The 15,835-nt window shown below is 36.7% G+C and carries 12 protein-coding genes; all 12 read left to right on the plus strand.

The annotated features are described in order from the left end of the window. The first annotated feature begins 259 nt into the window (after positions 1 to 259). Positions 260 to 1,822, plus strand: a complete 1,563-nt coding sequence (rny, locus tag MNO09_RS11205; protein ID WP_000099774.1) for a ribonuclease Y — start codon at positions 260 to 262, stop codon at positions 1,820 to 1,822. 154 nt (positions 1,823 to 1,976) lie between these two features. Then, positions 1,977 to 2,771 (plus strand): 2',3'-cyclic-nucleotide 2'-phosphodiesterase, encoded by a 795-nt coding sequence (gene ymdB, locus MNO09_RS11210; protein WP_001221093.1) that lies wholly within the window; start codon positions 1,977 to 1,979, stop codon positions 2,769 to 2,771. Between the two features lie 149 nt (positions 2,772 to 2,920). Beyond that, positions 2,921 to 3,181, plus strand: coding sequence for a stage V sporulation protein SpoVS (gene spoVS, locus MNO09_RS11215; RefSeq protein ID WP_000404341.1), 261 nt, complete (start codon positions 2,921 to 2,923; stop codon positions 3,179 to 3,181). Between the two features lie 58 nt (positions 3,182 to 3,239). After that, positions 3,240 to 4,163, plus strand: coding sequence for a dipeptidase (locus tag MNO09_RS11220; protein WP_000688020.1), 924 nt, complete (start codon positions 3,240 to 3,242; stop codon positions 4,161 to 4,163). Positions 4,164 to 4,390: 227 nt separating this feature from the next. Next, positions 4,391 to 6,148, plus strand: coding sequence for a 2-oxoacid:acceptor oxidoreductase subunit alpha (locus MNO09_RS11225; protein ID WP_000625416.1), 1,758 nt, complete (start codon positions 4,391 to 4,393; stop codon positions 6,146 to 6,148). Then, positions 6,135 to 7,001 (plus strand): 2-oxoacid:ferredoxin oxidoreductase subunit beta, encoded by an 867-nt coding sequence (locus MNO09_RS11230; RefSeq protein ID WP_000190158.1) that lies wholly within the window; start codon positions 6,135 to 6,137, stop codon positions 6,999 to 7,001. Before MNO09_RS11225 ends, MNO09_RS11230 begins: the two co-directional genes overlap by 14 nt. Before the next feature lie 429 nt (positions 7,002 to 7,430). Further along, on the plus strand, positions 7,431 to 8,960 hold the full coding sequence (miaB, locus tag MNO09_RS11235; RefSeq protein ID WP_001005397.1) for a tRNA (N6-isopentenyl adenosine(37)-C2)-methylthiotransferase MiaB: 1,530 nt from the start codon (positions 7,431 to 7,433) through the stop codon (positions 8,958 to 8,960). Between the two features lie 3 nt (positions 8,961 to 8,963). Then, complete coding sequence (locus tag MNO09_RS11240; protein ID WP_000649391.1) at positions 8,964 to 9,395, plus strand: YlbF/YmcA family competence regulator; 432 nt, start codon at positions 8,964 to 8,966, stop codon at positions 9,393 to 9,395. 125 nt (positions 9,396 to 9,520) lie between these two features. Next, positions 9,521 to 10,063 carry an outer spore coat protein CotE gene (gene cotE, locus MNO09_RS11245; protein ID WP_001288802.1) on the plus strand — a complete coding sequence of 181 codons (543 nt, stop codon included), beginning with the start codon at positions 9,521 to 9,523 and terminating at the stop codon, positions 10,061 to 10,063. A gap of 181 nt (positions 10,064 to 10,244) precedes the next feature. Further along, entirely contained in the window at positions 10,245 to 12,917 is a 2,673-nt protein-coding gene (gene mutS / locus MNO09_RS11250; protein WP_000195997.1) for a DNA mismatch repair protein MutS, read from the plus strand. An 8-nt stretch (positions 12,918 to 12,925) separates the two neighbouring features. Beyond that, complete coding sequence (gene mutL, locus MNO09_RS11255) at positions 12,926 to 14,869, plus strand: DNA mismatch repair endonuclease MutL (protein ID WP_000516489.1); 1,944 nt, start codon at positions 12,926 to 12,928, stop codon at positions 14,867 to 14,869. Positions 14,870 to 15,129: 260 nt separating this feature from the next. Beyond that, positions 15,130 to 15,834 carry a lantibiotic protection ABC transporter ATP-binding protein gene (locus MNO09_RS11260; RefSeq protein WP_000138158.1) on the plus strand — a complete coding sequence of 235 codons (705 nt, stop codon included), beginning with the start codon at positions 15,130 to 15,132 and terminating at the stop codon, positions 15,832 to 15,834. Position 15,835: the final 1 nt, after the last annotated feature.

Below are 15,835 nucleotides of genomic sequence, written 5' to 3' on the forward strand. Positions count from 1 at the left end.
AGTAGACAACGCTTGACAATGAAAATTGCGATAGATACAATGAGAATGTATATTTTTTCTTATATACGAAACACTCTTCTCAAGAAGAGAAGTAATATTCGGAGTAAGACTTAAATCTTGCCGAAATAATAATATGACATTTTAATTGTGAAATGAAGAAAGTCCCTTAAAAAAGCGGGACGACGGTCTTTGCTGTATGTTGGTATTCAATGTACATGCCGACAGTCTTTTTTCATTCATAGCAAGGGGAGGTGAAATCATGAGTAGTACAGTTTGGATACTCATCTCCATTTTGCTTGCAACAGTCGGTGCAGTTGTTGGCTTTTTTGTTCGAAAGTCTATTGCTGAAGCGAAGATTAATGGTGCAGCTAACGAAGCGAAACGTATTCTAGACGAAGCGAATCGTGAGGCTGAAGCACTTAAGAAAGAAGCGCTTTTAGAAGCAAAGGATGAAATTCATACACTTCGTACAGAAGCTGAATTAGAAATTCGTGACCGTAGAAGCGAATTACAAAAACAAGAAAATCGTTTAATGCAAAAAGAAGAGAACCTTGATCGTAAAGACGAAACGCTCGATAAACGCGAGCAACAGTTAGAAAAGAAAGAGGATTCTCTTGTAGCGAGACAACAACAGATTGAAGAGTTGGAAAGCAAAGTGGGAGAGTTAGTTCAAAAGCAACAAACAGAATTAGAGCGCATTTCCAATCTGACACGCGAACAAGCGAAAGCAATTATTCTTGGTAAAGTAGAAAGTGAAGTTTCTCATGAAATTGCCGTAATGGTAAAAGAAAGTGAAGTTCGTGCGAAAGAAGAAGCGGATAAGAAAGCGAAAGAGATTTTATCTCTTGCAATGCAAAGATGTGCAGCTGATCATGTTGCTGAAACAACCGTTTCGGTTGTAAATCTTCCAAATGACGAAATGAAGGGACGTATTATCGGACGTGAAGGTCGAAATATTCGTACGTTAGAAACGTTAACAGGTATTGACCTAATTATCGATGATACACCAGAAGCGGTTATCCTTTCTGGATTCGACCCAATTCGTCGTGAAACAGCTCGTATCGCTCTTGATAAACTAGTACAGGACGGACGTATTCACCCAGCGCGTATTGAAGAGATGGTCGAAAAATCAAGACGTGAAGTGGACGAGTATATTCGCGAAGTCGGAGAGCAAACAACGTTTGAAGTGGGTGTTCACGGATTACATCCAGATTTAATTAAGATTTTAGGTCGTTTAAAATACCGTACAAGTTACGGACAAAACGTCTTAAAACACTCTATGGAAGTTGCATATTTAACTGGACTTATGGCAGCGGAGCTTGGTGAGGATGAAAAACTAGCAAGACGTGCTGGTCTATTACATGATATCGGTAAAGCAATTGATCATGAAGTAGAAGGTAGCCACGTTGAAATTGGTGTCGAACTCGCAACGAAGTATAAAGAGCATCCTGTAGTTATAAACAGTATTGCATCTCACCATGGGGACACAGAACCAACTTCTATCATTGCAGTTTTAGTTGCAGCAGCAGATGCATTATCAGCTGCAAGACCTGGAGCTCGTAGTGAAACACTTGAGAACTATATTCGTCGTCTTGAAAAGTTGGAAGAGATTTCAGAGTCTTATGAAGGCGTAGAAAAATCTTTCGCAATTCAAGCAGGACGAGAAGTTCGTATTCTGGTAAAACCAGATACAATTGATGATTTAGAAGCTCATCGTTTAGCTCGTGATATTCGAAAACGTATTGAGAATGAACTGGATTACCCAGGACATATTAAAGTAACTGTTATTCGTGAAACACGTGCAGTGGAATACGCAAAATAAAGTGGTGAAACACCACTTTATTTTTTTGTGTTGGAATTGGTTAAAATAAAGGGAATTAGTATACAAGTGAAACAAACTTATAATAAATATATTGTAAGGAAATCACTTGAAGCTATAGTAATAAAAAATGTAGTACATAGGAAGGGTAAGACATATGAGAATATTATTTGTTGGAGATGTAGTAGGATCTCCTGGTAGAGGTATGATTCAACAATACGTACCGGCATTAAAGAAGAAATATACACCTACAGTAACCATTATTAATGGAGAAAATGCAGCAGGTGGACGTGGAATTACGGAAAAAATATATCGAAACTTTTTAGAATGCGGGGCACAAGCGGTTACACTTGGAAACCACGCTTGGGATAACCGTGAAGTATTTGAATTTATTGATGACGCAAAATATCTTGCAAGACCAGCTAACTTCCCAGAAGGAACTCCAGGAAAAGGACTTATCTTTGTGAACTGCAATGGAACAGAAGTTGCAGTTATTAACTTACAAGGACGTACATTCCTTCCTCCAATTGATTGTCCATTCCGTAAAGTGGATGAATTAATTAACATTGCAAAAAAACGTACGAATATTATCTTTATTGATTTTCATGCGGAAACTACAAGTGAAAAACAAGCGTTAGGTTGGTATGTAGATGGTCGTGCTACAGCAGTAGTGGGTACACATACACATGTTCCTACAGCAGATAATCGTATTTTACCAAGCGGAACCGCATATATCACAGATGTTGGTATGACAGGGCCTTACGATGGGATTTTAGGTATGGATCGAGAAGCAGTATTGAAGAAGTTTTTAACGAACTTACCAGTACGATTTGAAGTGACAAGTGGTAGAACACAATTAAGTGCAGTGCTAGTTGATGTGGATCCTAATACAGGAAAAGCTAAGAAAATCCAGCGTATCTTAATTAATGATGATCAGCCATTTTTTGAGTAATTTCTGGATAAGATTTAGAAAAGTTATTATTTTTTAATTTTTTAGAAAAATTACAGAAATTTAGCAGGAATACGCGTCATTCCTCGTGAATATAAGTTAAAGTGAAATAATTGCTAATACTTTTTATAGAAACGAGGAGGAAACGCGGAATGGAAATATTAAAAGTTAAAGCAACGTCGGTCCCTAATTCTGTAGCTGGTGCACTTGCAGGTGTTATTCGCGAACGCGGAACAGCAGAAATTCAAGCCATTGGTGCAGGTGCATTGAACCAAGCGGTAAAGGCAGTAGCAATTGCAAGAGGATTTGTAGCGCCTAGTGGTTTGGACCTGATTTGTATCCCAGCTTTCACAGATATTATGATTGATGGGGAAGAGCGTACAGCAATAAAATTAATTGTAGAACCTCGTTAAGTTTAAACAACCTGTTTGCAGTATGCAAACAGGTTGTTTTTATAATGGAGGAATGGAAATGAAAATTTTTGATGCTCATTGTGATGTACTCTTTCAGTTATGGAGTGCACAGGGGAAAAAGGATTTTAAAAACGATCCGCAATTACATATTACATTTGAACAGTTAAAGAAAAGAAAAGGAAGTATACAATGTTTTGCTATATATGTGCCAGAAACGGTGCTATATGAAAAACGATTTGAAGTGGCATTACAAATGGTAGATATTTTTTATAATGAAATTTTATCATTACCGGGTGTAAAGTTTATTCAGACAAAAGATGATATTAACATGTTAAAACAGGACGAGATTGGAGCGATATTAACACTAGAAGGATGCGAAGCAATTGGAAAAGATGCAATGAAATTACGGTTGTTTTATCGTCTAGGAGTACGTTCTTTTGGACTAACATGGAATTATGCCAATTTATTAGCTGATGGTGCGCTAGAGACGCGTGGGGCGGGTTTAACGACCTTTGGTAAACATGTTGTACAAGAACTTAATACGTTACATGTATGGACTGATGTGTCGCATCTGAATGAAAGAAGCTTTTGGGATGTGATAGAAATTGCAAAAAATCCTATTGCCTCCCATTCAAATTGTACGAAACTTTGTCAGCACCCACGTAATTTAAACGATGAACAACTTAGAGCTCTTATAAAGCGAAATAGCATGATCGGTGTTACTTTCGTACCACAGTTTCTAATAAGTGAAAAACAAGCAAATATAGCAGATATAGTAAAACATATCGAATATATTTGTTCATTAGGTGGAGAGAACAATATAGGATTTGGTTCGGATTTTGATGGGATATTAGAAACAGTTGTAAATGTATCAGCGTATGGAGAATATGAAAATGTAATTAATGAGCTTTGTAAACACTATGCTGCATCTACTGTAGAGCGATTTTTATATGATAATTTTGTTGAACATATAAGCTTTTAAGATTTTTGTTTTAAAAATCCAGAAAAATTAGAATTAATTCATTTGATATTATTGCTTTTTTTAAGACCTAATACTAGAATGAAAAACAAAATAGCTTTATACTAAAGATTCAGGGAAATCAGAAGAGGCATAATTTGCGTCCGTTGTAGTTTATTTGTATAAAAAATGCTAAACTATTACTGTAAAAAAATACACTACAATGAATGCAGCCAAAAGGGGTGTAGGAGATGATTAGTCAACTTTCATGGAAAGTTGGAGGCCAACAAGGTGAAGGAATTGAAAGTACAGGAGAAATCTTCTGTATTGCATTAAACCGATTAGGATATTACCTATACGGTTACCGCCACTTCTCATCACGTATTAAAGGCGGCCATACAAATAATAAAATTCGCGTAAGTACAACAGAAGTACGCGCGATCTCAGATGATTTAGATATTCTAATTGCTTTTGATCAAGAAACAATTGATTTTAACTTCCACGAACTACGTCCAGGTGGAATTGTAGTTGCGGATGCGAAGTTTAATCCAACAATACCTGATAATACAGATGTAAATCTATATGTGATACCGTTTACAGATATTGCTTCAGAATTAGGCACATCATTAATGAAAAACATGGTTGCTGTTGGGGCATCAAGTGCGGTATTAGGATTAGATGAAACAGCTTATTTAGATGTTGTTGAAGAAATCTTTGGTCGTAAAGGAGAGCAAGTTGTTCAAAAGAATATGGACGCAATTAAGCGCGGCTCTCAATATATGAAAGAATTGCTAGGTGAGAAAGTAAACATGATGCAGCTTGAAAAAGCTGATGGTAAGAAACGCATGTTTATGATTGGAAACGATGCAATCGCATTTGGTGCGGTAGCTGGTGGTGCTCGCTTTATGTCTGCATATCCAATTACACCTGCATCTGAAATTATGGAATACTTAATTAAAAAATTGCCAAAAGTTGGCGGGACAGTAATCCAAACTGAGGATGAAATCGCAGCTTGTACAATGGCAATCGGTGCAAATTATGCTGGTGTTCGTACATTAACTGCATCTGCTGGTCCGGGTCTATCTTTAATGATGGAAGCGATTGGTTTAGCAGGTATTACAGAAACACCATTAGTAATTGTTGATACACAACGTGGTGGTCCAAGTACAGGATTACCAACGAAACAAGAGCAGTCTGATTTAATGGCGATGATTTACGGTACGCACGGTGAGATTCCAAAAATCGTAATGGCGCCAAGTACAGTTGAAGAAGCTTTCTATGATATTGTAGAAGCATTTAACCTAGCTGAAGAATATCAAGTTCCTGTTATTTTCTTAACAGATTTACAGCTTTCTTTAGGAAAACAAACGGTAGAACCGCTTACGTTAGATAAAGTGGAAATCCGTCGCGGTAAGCTTGATTTAGAAGCGGAATTACCAGAACGTGAAAATAAAGCATACTTCAAGCGTTATGAAGTAACAGAAGATGGCGTTTCACCACGTGTTTTACCTGGTATGAAAAATGGTGTTCACCATGTTACAGGTGTAGAACATGATGAAACTGGTAAACCATCTGAATCAGCAATAAACCGTAAAAATCAAATGGACAAACGTTTCCGTAAAATGGAGAACTTGAAGTTTAATACCCCTGTCTATAAAAATGTTAAGCATGAAGAAGCGGACGTATTGCTTGTTGGGTTTAACTCAACTCGTGGTGCAATCGAAGAGGCAATGGAGCGCTTAGAACAAGAGGGTATGAAAGTAAACCATGCTCATGTACGTTTAATTCACCCGTTCCCAACAGCTGAAATCGATCCACTTGTGAAAAATGCGAAGCGTGTTGTAGTGGTAGAAAACAACGCAACAGGTCAGCTTGCTAACATTATGAAAATGAATCTTGGTAACGGTGAGAAAATTTCTAGTCTTTTAAAATATGATGGGAACCCATTCTTGCCGAAAGAGATTTACAACGAATGCAAAAAAGGGGTTGTATTAAATGGCAACATTTAAGGACTTTCGTAACAGCGTAAAACCAAACTGGTGCCCAGGTTGCGGAGACTTCTCGGTGCAAGCTGCAATTCAACGTGCGGCAGCTAACGTTGGTTTAAATCCAGATGAACTTGCTGTTATCTCCGGTATCGGCTGTTCAGGTCGTATTTCAGGTTATATTAATTCATATGGTGTGCATAGTATTCATGGTCGTGCCCTTCCAATTGCACAAGGTGTGAAAATGGCAAATCGTGATTTAACAGTTATCGCATCAGGTGGTGACGGTGATGGATTTGCGATTGGTATGGGACATACAATCCATTCTATTCGTCGTAACATCGACATTACGTATATCGTAATGGATAACCAAATTTACGGATTAACAAAAGGGCAAACTTCACCGCGCAGTGAAGCTGGATTTAAAACGAAAAGCACACCACAAGGTTCAATTGAACCGTCACTAAATGTTATGGAAATGGCTTTAACAGCTGGTGCGACATTTGTGGCGCAAAGCTTTTCAAGTGATTTAAAAGAATTAACACAAATTATTGAAGCTGGTATTAACCATAAAGGATTTTCATTAATTAACGTATACAGTCCATGTGTTACTTACAATAAAGTAAATACTTACGATTGGTTTAAAGAGAATTTAACAAAACTAAGTACAGTAGAGGGATATGATCCGTCTAATCGCATGATGGCTATGCAAACGTTAATGGAAAATAACGGATTAGTAACAGGTTTAATATATCAAAATACAGCGCAACCTTCATATCAAGAACTTGTAAAAGGCTATAGTGAGAAGCCTTTAGTGCAAGCTGATTTAAATATGGATCAGAAAATGTTTGATGAACTTGTTGCTGAATTTATGTAATATAAGAAGAGAAGGTTGCCATTTGGTAACCTTTTTTTATGAGTAAAAAATATAGGGTAGTCTTATTTACTTAGAAAATTCAGAATGGTAAAATAATATATAAATCGTTGTATGAAAATGGCGAGTTCATTGCTGATGAAATGTAAGATCAGACAGAGCCTCTTTCTTGTTAAAATTGGCGCAACGCTTCATACTATGGTAATGTTTATAGGGATAAAGCAATATGCTTTTGGATAGGACAAAAAGAAGTATGAAAAGGGAATGTCTATTTGTGTGGGGAAGACTTCATTCTTATGAATGATTAGATTGATTACTCAAGTTTCAAAGGACAAGTTATCTCTCAAGCTATCTAACCATTTTTGAGGTGAGTCAAAGCGCATTAAAATGGACTATAGAGTGTGTATAGTTAAGGGTGAAAGGAGATTACCGATGAACGAACAACAACGATTAGCAAGTCAACAAACAAATTCCTCTACGAAAAAAAAAGAGAAAGATTATAGTAAATACTTTGAAAGTGTATACCAACCACCTTCCTTAAAAGACGCGAAAAAACGAGGGAAAGAAGAAGTTAAAATTGAACGGGATTTTGGCTTACCTGAAGAATTTCGCAATTTTGGTACTGGAAGAAAGTTCTATATTCGTACATATGGTTGTCAAATGAATGAGCATGATACGGAAGTAATGGCGGGTATTTTCACCGCACTTGGATATGAGCCAACCTTTTCAACTGAAGATGCAGATGTAGTTTTATTAAATACTTGTGCAATTCGTGAAAATGCTGAAAATAAAGTGTTCGGTGAACTAGGTCATTTAAAGTCATTAAAAAGAAGAAATCCGGACCTTTTAATTGGTGTATGTGGTTGTATGTCTCAAGAAGAATCTGTTGTAAATAAAATTATGCAAAAAAATCAGCATGTAGATATGGTGTTTGGAACGCATAATATTCATAGATTGCCGTATATTCTAAAAGATGCAATGTTCTCGAAGGAGACGGTAGTTGAAGTTTGGTCAAAAGAAGGGGATGTAATTGAAAACCTTCCGAAAGTACGCCGTGGTGATATTAAAGCTTGGGTAAATATTATGTATGGCTGTGATAAGTTCTGTACATATTGTATCGTGCCGTATACACGTGGAAAAGAGCGAAGCAGACGTCCAGAAGACATTATCCAAGAAATTCGTCATTTAGCTGCGAATGGTTATAAAGAAATTACATTACTTGGCCAGAACGTAAATGCATATGGTAAAGACTTTGAAGATTTTGAATACGGACTTGGCGATTTAATGGACGAACTCCGTAAAGTTGATATTGCCCGTATTCGTTTTACAACGAGCCATCCACGTGATTTCGATGATCACTTAATTGAAGTGCTTGGAAAAGCTGGAAACTTAGTAGAACATATTCATTTACCGGTTCAATCTGGAAGCACAGAGATGTTAAAAATTATGGCGCGTAAATATTCACGTGAGCATTATTTAGAACTTGTAAGAAAAATTAAAGAAGCAATTCCAAATGCAGTATTCACAACTGATATTATCGTTGGTTTCCCAAATGAAACAGATGAGCAATTTGAAGAAACGATGTCGTTATATCGTGAAGTAGGATTTGATACTGCCTTTACCTTTATTTATTCTCCGCGCGAAGGTACACCAGCTGCAAAAATGAAAGATAATGTACCGATGGAAGTGAAAAAAGAACGTCTTCAACGCTTAAATACACTAGTAAATACGTTGGCAATTGAAAAGAATAATCGTTACAAAGGTCAAATTGTAGAAGTGTTAGTTGATGGGGAAAGTAAAAATAATCCAGAAGTACTCGCAGGTTATACTCGCACGAATAAACTTGTAAACTTCGTCGCTTCAAAATCTTTAATTGGTCAGCTTGTGAAAGTAAAAGTAACGGAAGCAAAAACTTGGTCTCTTAACGGGGAATTAGTTGAAGAGCCGATTGAGGTGGAATAATAGATGAAAGCATATTCGAAAGATGAAATTGTTGAACAAGCGAAAGAATTAGCAAAAATGATTTCTGGAACAGAAGAAGTTGATTTCTTTAAGAAAGCAGAGGCGCAAATTCATAAAAATGAAAATGTAAAGCGCGCAATTGATGAAATTAAAGCACTGCAAAAACAAGCAGTAAACTTGCAGCATTATGGGAAATGGGAAGCTTTGAAAAAAGTAGAAGCTGACATTGATGCATTGCAAGATAAGTTGGATAGTATCCCAGTTGTGCAAGAATTTAAATCTTCACAAACATATGTAAATGACTTACTACAGCTAGTTGCAAGTACGATTTCTAACAACGTAACAGATGAAATATTAATTTCAACTAATGGCGATGTATTGAAGGGTGAAACGGGCGCAGCGGTAGAAAGTAAAAAAGGAAATTGTGGTTGTTAAAGAGATGTCGAATTGACATCTCTTTTTTTAGTGGGTTAAACGTAAGTTCTTCTCGAAAAAAGAATGACACATTCCGCTATTGTCACGCATATGATTAAGTGAATAGTGATTGAGGAGGGTTACGAATGTCCGAATTTAGAGAGATTATTACAAAAGCAGTGGTTGGAAAAGGACGTAAGTATACAAAGTCAACGCATACATGTGAATCGAATAATGAGCCGACAAGTATTTTAGGGTGCTGGGTAATTAACCACTCGTACGAAGCAAGAAAGAATGGAAAGCATGTGGAAATTGAAGGTTTCTATGATGTGAACACTTGGTATTCATTTGATGGTAATACAAAGACAGAAGTTGTAACAGAACGTGTGAACTACACTGATGAAGTGAGCATTGGGTATCGTGATAAAAACTTTTCTGGTGATGATTTAGAAATTATTGCTCGTGTCATTCAGCCACCAAATTGTTTAGAAGCTCTTGTATCACCAAATGGTAATAAAATTGTTGTAACTGTAGAACGTGAATTTGTAACAGAAGTAGTTGGGGAAACGAAAATTTGTGTAAGTGTAAATCCTGAAGGTTGCGTAGAATCAGACGAGGATTTCCAAGTCGATGATGATGAGTTTGAAGAATTAGATCCGAACTTTATCGTCGATGCAGAAGAAGAGTAATAGAAAGCTAGGGAGAAGTTCTTCCTAGCTTTTTACTTTACATAAGTGATGCTTGAATGAACATGATTCCTTATGAAATGTGCTATAATGAGGAAAGACTCCTGAAATAGGAGATATGGATGTCCGTGAAGTGTGACATATATGAAAATTGATTACTATGTAAGAATTATGGAGGAAAAGTATGACGCAATATACCCCTATGATACAGCAATATTTAAAGGTTAAGGCAGACTATCAAGATGCCTTTTTATTTTTCCGATTAGGTGATTTTTATGAAATGTTCTTTGAAGATGCGGTTAAAGCAGCTCATGAACTTGAAATTACATTAACGAGCCGAGATGGTGGCAGTAGTGATCGTATACCGATGTGCGGTGTACCGCATCATGCAGCTAAAAATTATATTGAACAACTTGTTGAAAAAGGATATAAAGTAGCTGTTTGTGAGCAAGTGGAAGATCCAAAAACAGCTAAAGGTGTAGTGCGCCGTGAAGTCGTACAACTAATTACGCCAGGAACGATGATGGAAGGGCGTACTATTGATGAGAAAGAAAATAACTTCTTAGCAGCATTAACACATTTTGAAGATGGATCGTATGCTTTAGCTTGTAATGATTTAACGACTGGACAAAATACAGTAACGTTGTTAACAGGTTCAGTAGAAGATATTTTATTAGAAGTGTATGCAACTGGTTCAAAAGAAATTGTTGTAGATTCTACATTTTCAAAAGATGAATTAAATAAATTAACTGCAACATTAAAAATGACGATTTCGTATGAAGATGCAACAACGATTCCGGAAGGGTTAGAACATCTTGTGAAAAACGTTTCGCAAGCAAAGTTAATTAAAGCAGTTGGACGCTTATTTAACTATGTGATAAGAACGCAAAAACGTTCGTTAGACCATTTGCAACCAGTGGAAATTTATTATACGAATCAATTTATGAAAATTGATGTGCATTCAAAGCGAAATTTAGAGCTGACAGAAACACTTCGAACGAAAGAAAAAACAGGATCATTATTATGGCTATTAGATAAAACGAAAACAGCTATGGGTGGTCGTATGTTAAAACAGTGGATGGAACGTCCACTGATCCAAAAAGAAAAAGTAGAAGAGCGTTTAGAAATGGTTGAAACATTTGTAAATGATTACTTCTTACGTGAAGATTTAAAAGAAAAATTAAAAGAAGTATATGATTTAGAACGTTTAGCTGGGAAAGTTGCATTTGGTAATGTGAATGCACGGGACTTATTACAGTTAAGACGATCCTTACTTCAAGTACCGGCTATTTTAGAAGCGATTAGTCTGTTAGATAATGCTTATGCAGCAAGGTTAATTCAAGGTGCGGATCCATGTGAGAGCTTAACTGAATTGCTAGGAAGAAGTATTCAAGAAAACCCACCGCTTTCTATTAAAGATGGAGATATTATTAAAGACGGTTATAATGACAAGCTTGATCAATATCGTTACGTTAGTAAAAACGGGAAAACGTGGATCGCTGAGCTTGAAAAACGAGAGCGTGATATTACAGGAGTTAAATCGTTAAAAATCGGGTACAACCGTATTTTCGGCTACTACATTGAAGTGACGAAGGCGAATCTTGCATCACTTCCAGAAGGCCGCTATGAGCGTAAACAAACGCTTGCTAATGCTGAACGTTTCATAACAGATGAATTAAAAGAAAAAGAAACATTAATCTTAGAAGCAGAAGAGAAAATTGTACAATTAGAATACGATTTATTTACAGCGCTTCGCGAAGAAGTCAAAGTATTCATTCCGAAATTACAGCATTTAGCGAAAGTAATTAGTGAACTAGACGTACTGCAAAGTTTTGCGACAGTTAGTGAAGAAGAACAGTTTGTAAAACCTGTTTTAACAACTAAGCGCGAAATCTTTATTAAAGATGGTCGTCATCCTGTCGTTGAAAAAGTATTGAACGGGAAATTGTATGTACCGAATGATTGTATTATGCCGGAGAAGATGGATGTCTTTTTAATTACAGGACCGAACATGTCTGGTAAAAGTACGTATATGAGACAATTAGCACTTGTAACTGTTATGTCACAGATTGGTTGTTTCGTACCAGCAACAGAAGCGGTATTACCTGTATTCGATCAAATCTTTACGAGAATTGGTGCAGCGGACGATTTAATTTCGGGTCAAAGTACATTTATGGTCGAAATGTTAGAAGCGAAAAATGCAATTGCAAATGCATCAGAAAGAAGTTTAATTTTATTCGATGAAATTGGACGCGGTACATCTACGTATGATGGTATGGCACTTGCACAAGCAATCATTGAACATATTCATGACCAAATTGGTGCGAAAACGTTATTCTCTACGCATTATCATGAATTGACGGTGCTAGAAGAAAGTTTAGGACAATTGAAGAATGTACACGTTTCAGCTATTGAAGAGAACGGAAAAGTAGTATTCCTTCATAAAATTCAAGATGGAGCAGCTGATAAAAGTTACGGAATTCACGTTGCGCAACTTGCGGAGCTTCCAGATAGCTTAATCGCTCGTGCGAAAGAAGTGTTAGCGCAACTAGAAGGACAAGAAGAAATTATTATTCCAAAGCGTACAGAAGTGAAAGTACAAGAAGTGGCTCCAGAACCAGCTGTTGTAAAAGAAGAACCAGCAGAAATACAAGAGACGAAAGTAGAGACTGAGGAAGAATCGCAATTATCATTCTTTGGTGGAGAACAGTCTTCAAAAAAACAAGAGAAGTCAGTTCTAGATGCAAAAGAAACGGCAGTACTTGCGCAAATTAAAAAGATTGATTTACTTGATATGACACCTTTAGAGGCGATGAACGAACTGTATCGCTTGCAGAAAAAGTTAAAGAAAGGATGAGTAAGTAGATGGGGAAAATTCGCAAACTCGATGATCAACTCTCTAACTTAATTGCGGCAGGGGAAGTAGTAGAGCGCCCTGCCTCAGTCGTAAAAGAACTTGTGGAAAATTCTATCGATGCGAATAGTACATCTATTGAAATCCACTTAGAAGAAGCTGGTTTATCAAAAATTCGCATCATTGATAATGGGGATGGCATTGCAGAAGAAGATTGTATCGTCGCTTTTGAACGACATGCGACGAGCAAAATTAAAGATGAAAACGATCTGTTTCGCATCAGAACACTCGGTTTTCGCGGTGAGGCATTGCCGAGTATTGCCTCAGTTAGTGAATTAGAATTAATCACTAGCACAGGTGATGCGCCTGGTACACACCTTATGATTAAAGGTGGAGACATTATAAAGCAGGAGAAAACAGCGAGCAGAAAAGGAACAGATATTACAGTACAAAACTTATTCTTTAATACACCAGCGCGACTTAAATATATGAAAACCATTCATACAGAGCTTGGGAATATTACAGATATCGTGTATCGTATCGCAATGTCACACCCAGAAGTATCGTTAAAGCTGTTTCATAATGAAAAGAAATTGCTTCACACATCAGGAAATGGTGATGTAAGACAAGTACTTGCATCAATTTACAGTATTCAAGTTGCGAAGAAGCTTATTCCAATTGAAGCTGAATCTTTAGATTTCACAATTAAAGGTTATGTAACATTACCAGAAGTAACGAGAGCATCTCGAAATTATATGTCAACGATCGTAAATGGCCGTTACGTTCGAAATTTCGTATTAATGAAAGCCATTCAGCAAGGATACCATACATTATTGCCAGTCGGACGATATCCAATCGGCTTCTTATCTATTGAAATGGATCCAATGCTTGTTGACGTTAACGTACATCCAGCGAAATTAGAAGTTCGTTTTAGTAAAGAACAAGAATTACTAAAGCTTATCGAAGAAACATTGCAATCGGCATTCAAAAAAATACAGCTCATTCCAGATGCAGGTGTAACAACGAAGAAAAAAGAAAAAGATGAAAGTGTGCAAGAACAATTCCAGTTTGAGCATGCGAAGCCGAAAGAACCATCTATGCCGGACATCGTTTTACCGACAGGCATGAATGAAAAACGAGAAGAACCACTGGCTGTGAAACAGCCAGCACAACTGTGGCAACCGCCAAAGCAAGAATGGCAACCACCACAGTCGCTAGTAAGAGAAGAACAAAGTTGGCAGCCATCTACTAAACCGATAATGGAAGAACCAGTTCGAGAAGAGAAATCGTGGAACAGTAACGATGAAGACTTTGAATTAGAAGAATTGGAAGAAGAAGTTCAGGGAATTGAAGAGATTGAAATGAACGGTAATGACTTACCACCACTTTATCCAATTGGACAAATGCATGGAACATATATTTTCGCTCAAAATGATAAAGGCTTATATATGATTGACCAACATGCCGCGCAGGAACGTATTAATTATGAATACTTCCGGGATAAAGTAGGAAGAGTAGCGCAAGAAGTACAAGAATTACTTGTACCATACCGTATCGATTTATCTCTTACTGAATTTTTACGTGTCGAAGAGCAACTAGAAGAACTGAAAAAAGTTGGACTGTTCTTAGAGCAATTCGGTCATCAATCCTTTATCGTCCGCTCGCATCCAACTTGGTTCCCAAAAGGACAAGAAACAGAAATTATCGATGAAATGATGGAACAAGTCGTTAAACTAAAAAAAGTTGATATTAAAAAACTGCGTGAGGAAGCAGCCATCATGATGAGCTGTAAAGCGTCCATTAAAGCAAATCAATATTTAACGAACGATCAAATATTTGCTTTACTGGAAGAACTACGTACAACAACAAACCCGTATACATGCCCGCATGGAAGACCGATTCTTGTGCATCATTCTACTTATGAGTTGGAGAAGATGTTTAAGAGGGTTATGTAGGGATACTGTCATTTTGGATATGGTTTAATAAAAAAGAAGCGATGAAATAAATCGCTTCTTTTTTTGTTTGCATTTAGTTTAAGAGCTTTAAAAAAATTCTTAATCCTAGCCAAGTATAGAAAAATTATGTGAATACATAGTTTCATACATATAGCATTTGAAAAACATTTCCTATCTCTCTATGTTTTTTCATTTTCCTTATAGAATCCTTATAATTGTCGTTTACTCTAGAATTACAATATACGAGGAGGAAGTTTAGGATGACTGAGATGATGTTAGAAACAAAAAATCTTTGCAAAACATTTAGAAAGCAAAGTGTAGTACAAAATATTTCGCTTTCTGTACCGAAATATGCAATTTATGGATTGTTAGGTCCTAATGGGGCAGGAAAATCGACAACTTTAAAAATGATAACAGGTATGCTTATACCTACTTCTGGTGAGATTTATTTTGATGGTCATAAATGGACGCGGCAAGATTTACATTCTATTGGTGCTTTAATTGAGTCTCCGCCACTTTATGAAAATTTAACAGCAAGAGAAAATCTGTTGGTTCGTACGACTGTTTTAGGATTACCTAAATCAAGGATTGATGAAGTATTGCATGTTGTGGAGCTAGAGAATACAGATAGGAAAAAAGCGAGGGAATTCTCTATGGGGATGAAGCAACGATTGGGAATTGCGATTGCATTGCTGAATCATCCGAAGTTTTTAATATTAGATGAACCGATGAATGGACTAGATCCTTTTGGGATTCAGGAATTAAGAAAATTAATCCTTTCCTTTCCCACAAAAGGAATTACTGTCATTTTATCCAGTCATATTTTAAGCGAAGTAAGTCAAATTGCAGATCATGTTGGGATTATCTCAGGCGGTGTATTGGGGTATCAGGGGAAACTGAATAAGGATGATGACCTGGAAGATTTATTTGTACAAGTGGCTGGAAAGTATAGAAGGGAGGCATAAG

Source organism: Bacillus sp. N5-665 (genome assembly GCF_022637375.2).
Classification (GTDB): Bacteria; Bacillota; Bacilli; order Bacillales; family Bacillaceae_G; genus Bacillus_A; species Bacillus_A wiedmannii.

Bases quoted from the DNA above. Each gene is read 5' to 3' on its own strand.
- mutS (WP_000195997.1), top strand. From the start codon at position 10,245: ATGACGCAATATACCCCTATGATACAGCAATATTTAAAGGTTAAGGCA.
- MNO09_RS11240 (WP_000649391.1), top strand. From the start codon at position 8,964: ATGAAAGCATATTCGAAAGATGAAATTGTTGAACAAGCGAAAGAATTA.
- MNO09_RS11225 (WP_000625416.1), top strand. From the start codon at position 4,391: ATGATTAGTCAACTTTCATGGAAAGTTGGAGGCCAACAAGGTGAAGGA.
- rny (WP_000099774.1), top strand. From the start codon at position 260: ATGAGTAGTACAGTTTGGATACTCATCTCCATTTTGCTTGCAACAGTC.
- mutL (WP_000516489.1), top strand. From the start codon at position 12,926: ATGGGGAAAATTCGCAAACTCGATGATCAACTCTCTAACTTAATTGCG.
- miaB (WP_001005397.1), top strand. From the start codon at position 7,431: ATGAACGAACAACAACGATTAGCAAGTCAACAAACAAATTCCTCTACG.
- ymdB (WP_001221093.1), top strand. From the start codon at position 1,977: ATGAGAATATTATTTGTTGGAGATGTAGTAGGATCTCCTGGTAGAGGT.
- MNO09_RS11260 (WP_000138158.1), top strand. From the start codon at position 15,130: ATGACTGAGATGATGTTAGAAACAAAAAATCTTTGCAAAACATTTAGA.
- MNO09_RS11230 (WP_000190158.1), top strand. From the start codon at position 6,135: ATGGCAACATTTAAGGACTTTCGTAACAGCGTAAAACCAAACTGGTGC.
- MNO09_RS11220 (WP_000688020.1), top strand. From the start codon at position 3,240: ATGAAAATTTTTGATGCTCATTGTGATGTACTCTTTCAGTTATGGAGT.
- cotE (WP_001288802.1), top strand. From the start codon at position 9,521: ATGTCCGAATTTAGAGAGATTATTACAAAAGCAGTGGTTGGAAAAGGA.
- spoVS (WP_000404341.1), top strand. From the start codon at position 2,921: ATGGAAATATTAAAAGTTAAAGCAACGTCGGTCCCTAATTCTGTAGCT.